At 59.5% G+C, this 3,441-nt stretch carries 3 protein-coding genes and 2 pseudogenes; 1 reads left to right on the forward strand and 4 read right to left on the reverse strand.

Annotation, left to right across the window (positions count from 1 at the left end):
* The first annotated feature begins 54 nt into the window (after positions 1-54).
* Positions 55-1,014: pseudogene (locus RI03_RS20805) on the forward strand (IS481 family transposase).
* 282 nt (positions 1,015-1,296) lie between these two features.
* Here RI03_RS20805 and RI03_RS23875 read toward each other — a convergent pair.
* The 4 genes and pseudogenes from RI03_RS23875 to RI03_RS20815 form a co-directional block, all read right to left on the reverse strand.
* On the reverse strand, positions 1,297-2,298 hold the full coding sequence (locus RI03_RS23875; protein ID WP_138995791.1) for a hypothetical protein: 1,002 nt from the start codon (positions 2,296-2,298) through the stop codon (positions 1,297-1,299).
* On the reverse strand, positions 2,282-2,704 hold the full coding sequence (locus RI03_RS20810) for a BLUF domain-containing protein (RefSeq protein WP_010219691.1): 423 nt from the start codon (positions 2,702-2,704) through the stop codon (positions 2,282-2,284). Before RI03_RS20810 ends, RI03_RS23875 begins: the two co-directional genes overlap by 17 nt.
* Positions 2,705-2,858: 154 nt before the next feature.
* Positions 2,859-3,037, reverse strand: a pseudogene (locus RI03_RS24940) (recombinase family protein); the annotation flags it as partial.
* Between the two features lie 84 nt (positions 3,038-3,121).
* Positions 3,122-3,441 (reverse strand): transposase (locus RI03_RS20815; RefSeq protein ID WP_026046942.1); only part of this gene is annotated, 320 nt, incomplete at its 5' end.

The following is a 3,441-nucleotide window of genomic DNA, read 5'->3' on the forward strand; positions in this document are numbered from 1 at the left end:
GTTTGATCCCGCGGTTTGATGGTGCGATCCTTTCGTTAGAATGGAAGGAAGCATATGGGACAGGTACGTCACGGGAGCGCCACGACCACGCACGCCGTCAGAGCAGCAATACAGCGATCGCAAGCTTCGCTCTCGACGCTGAGCCGAGAGCTCGGGATCAACCCGAAGACGGTGGCGAAGTGGCGTAAGCAAGCGACGGTTGAGGATTTGAAGACCGGGCCGAAGGCCCCTCACTCCACGACCTTGACCGAAGCCGAGGAGGCAGCGGTCGTCGCATTCCGACGCCACACACTCCTGCCGCTCGACGATTGCCTCTATGCGTTGCAGCCGTCGATCCCGCATCTGACGCGGTCAGCCCTGCACCGCTGCCTGCAGCGGCACGGCATATCCCGTCTGCCAGATATCGAGGGCGACAAGCCTAAGCGACAGCGCTTCAAGCGCTACCCGATCGGCTTCTTTCACATGGATATCGCCGAGGTTCAGACTGCCGAAGGCAAGCTCTACCTGTTCGTCGGCATCGACCGCACCAGCAAGTTTGCGGTCACCCAGCTCGTCGACAAGGCTGACAGACGGACGGCTTGGGAGTTCCTCGAACTTCTGCTGAAAGCCGTGCCCTACCGCATTCACACGATCCTGACCGACAACGGCATCCAGTTCGCCGAGCAACCGCGCAACCGCAACACCACCTGGTCGCGTCAGATGCGCTTCGACATGATCTGCGAAGCCAATGACATTGAGCACCGGCTTACCCAGCCGAACCATCCCTGGACCAACGGTTAGGTCGAGCGGATGAACCGCACCATCAAGGAAGCGACCGTCAAACGCTTTCACTACGAGAGCCACGAGCAGTTGCGGGTGCACCTCGCCGACTTCATGGCGGCCTACAATTTCGCCCGTCGGCTCAAGACGCTCAGTGGCCTCACGCCTTACGACTACATCGCCAAAATCTGGACGTCAGAGCCGGATAGGTTCATCGTCGTTCCGATCCACCAGATGCCGGGACTAAACACCTAGGACGACGCCCCGATCATGCCGTGCCAAAGCGTTTTTAAACGTCCTCGGTCGCTTTCTGCCGTCCCAATTGTTGCAAAACGGTACCCTTTTGCAGCGGCAGCTATTGGGGAAGCGGACGGTCGCAAACCGACCAATCTCGGACACTCACGGGCAACTTGGCCTATGCCAAAACCAGTCGTTCAACACGCAACAAACTCCGACGGCAAACTACATACGAACCGCCGTTGTCGAAACCCTCGACTAGGACAAGCCTAGGCGAGACCGACTTCGTTCAACGCCCGATTATCTGACGGGGATTTTGACGCGCGTGATTGGTAGAGTTGACGGGGCGGGACCAAGAGACACTGACGGCGCAGGGACAGCCCCTGCTTGCCCCCGCCGAGGCGGTGGCGCAGCGACTATTATCTGACCGGTTGGCGAGATTGGCTCGACGGGGATACCCTCCGGAAACCGCGTACGCGGCAGTTGACCCGTCGGTTTTTGCGTCCGGCGGTTGTTAGCATTTTTGGTCGTTCGGGTGGCACCGCGCAGCCACGCGGAGGTGGACAACGTTCGATGAGACGGGATGTCTGGACCAATGGCGGGGACAGGAAACGCTTCGTCCGGCAGCGCATCGCCGACCGCTCTATTAAAGTCGGTGATCGGCTCGCGAGCGTTCCGCGGCGTATCCTTGGCAACGTAACTCGCCGAAAAACGCCAATCGTTTACATATGACGAACTATTCCACGATGGCAACGCCTGCTGGGCGACGGGTCGTTGGAAGGGAAACTCGTGGAAAACGGAAAGCTGGTAGGCCAGAACGGCGATTACCGTGGCCACGACAAGACTCAGGGCAATGGTTGCCGCCCGAATTTTTCTGGCACGCGTACTAAGCACGTAAAATGGCGCTTGCTCGGCATCTGCCAGCGCGCGCGCATGCTCCATGAGCAGCCGCCGTCCAGCGGACCGCTTTGCTGCCGCACTGCTAAACCAGAAGATCGCCCGGCCTCGAACAAACAGGACGTACTCTGTATTTTCCGAGTTTTTCAGATGTGCCGATGCCGGCACAAGATTCTCGACTTTTTCGACTGCACGGCGCTGCCGGAGGCGGTCGAGCATGACCGAAAAGACATGCTCAAATACATCGCGTGCAGTGCCGAAGGTCTTGATGACCTGCGCTTCTCCCCCCTCGGCGCTCAGCGCCACGAATACCGGCACCTGGAATGAAGAATGATCAATGGCTGAGTCGATGTCTACATTCCGCGCCTTTTTAACGGAAGCAACGACTTCAGTCATCTTCGTCACTCATCGCGATCTCACGCATGAAGTCGACGAGTGAGTCGCCCGAACGCTTGTGCACAAGCGATGCGAGCGGCTCGTCGGCATAGCGGCTGCGAAGCGCGGCCGTGTCGCCTACGAATGCCATCGACCATTCGGTAAAGCGGCGCCTGGTGGAGGATTGCGCGCAGAGTATTTCAATATCGCTGTGCCGCGGGTCCAACGAGATGCGGTCGAACGTCGCTTGGACGTCGCTCTGTTTTCCTTCAAGCGCCTGTACGAAGCGGCCTTCGGTAACAAGCAGTGCGCCGCCGATTCCGACTGCGGGGTTCCGACGCCTCGCGGTTGCCAGCATGCTTTCGATTTCGGCCGACATCGTAGCGGCAACCGATGGGGTCGCGGTGCTTTCGTACACCAGCGTATAAAACGACATTGGCGGCATCCTCGGTAGGGCGGTCCCGTTGCCCCGTATCTTGCATTGTAGGCGGCACCCGAGGGATTTGGTGCCAGAACCGAAAAAAAGGAATGACGGCTTTCGCTGTCCAATGCCTAAAGCTGCCGGACCGAGTTCCACCAACTCTAGACGTTCAGTTCTGCTTTCGAGACAATCTCAATATGGTCGCCTGGTCGACACCCAGCAAGGCGGCGACAGTGCGCTGCGTATCGCCAGCTGCGAGCCGTCGCAGGGCCTCGGCCTGCTGGTGAAGGGAAGGGCAGCACGCCGGCCGAACTTCACGCCACGAGCCTTAGCCTGGACCCTACCTGTAGGTGCTTGCATTCGTAGCAGCCGCTGCTCGCAAACGGAGCGTATTGTTGCTCAAAATTATCTGATAATACCAAGACTCTCTGATCAGGACCGATGGGCCCACGACCGCAGTCCGATGGACATGATGCGCCACGGCTGATCGGTGAGGCGGTTCCAGGCGAAGCAGCAATGGTCGAGGATGTCGTCGTAGGATTTGAAGATGCGGTTCGACAGCCAGTTGTCGCGCATGAACTGCCAGACGTTTTCGACCGGGTTGAGCTCGGGGCATTTTGCCGGCAGCGGCAGCAGCGTGATGTTGGCCGGGACGATCAGCCCCGCCGAGAGATGCCAGCCTGCCTGGTCAAGTATCAGCACGGCATGGGCGCCGGGCGTCACGGCGGCGGATATCTCGGCGAGGTGCAGCG

This window comes from Sphingomonas sp. PAMC 26621 (assembly GCF_000251145.1).
Taxonomy (GTDB): Bacteria; Pseudomonadota; Alphaproteobacteria; order Sphingomonadales; family Sphingomonadaceae; genus Sphingomonas.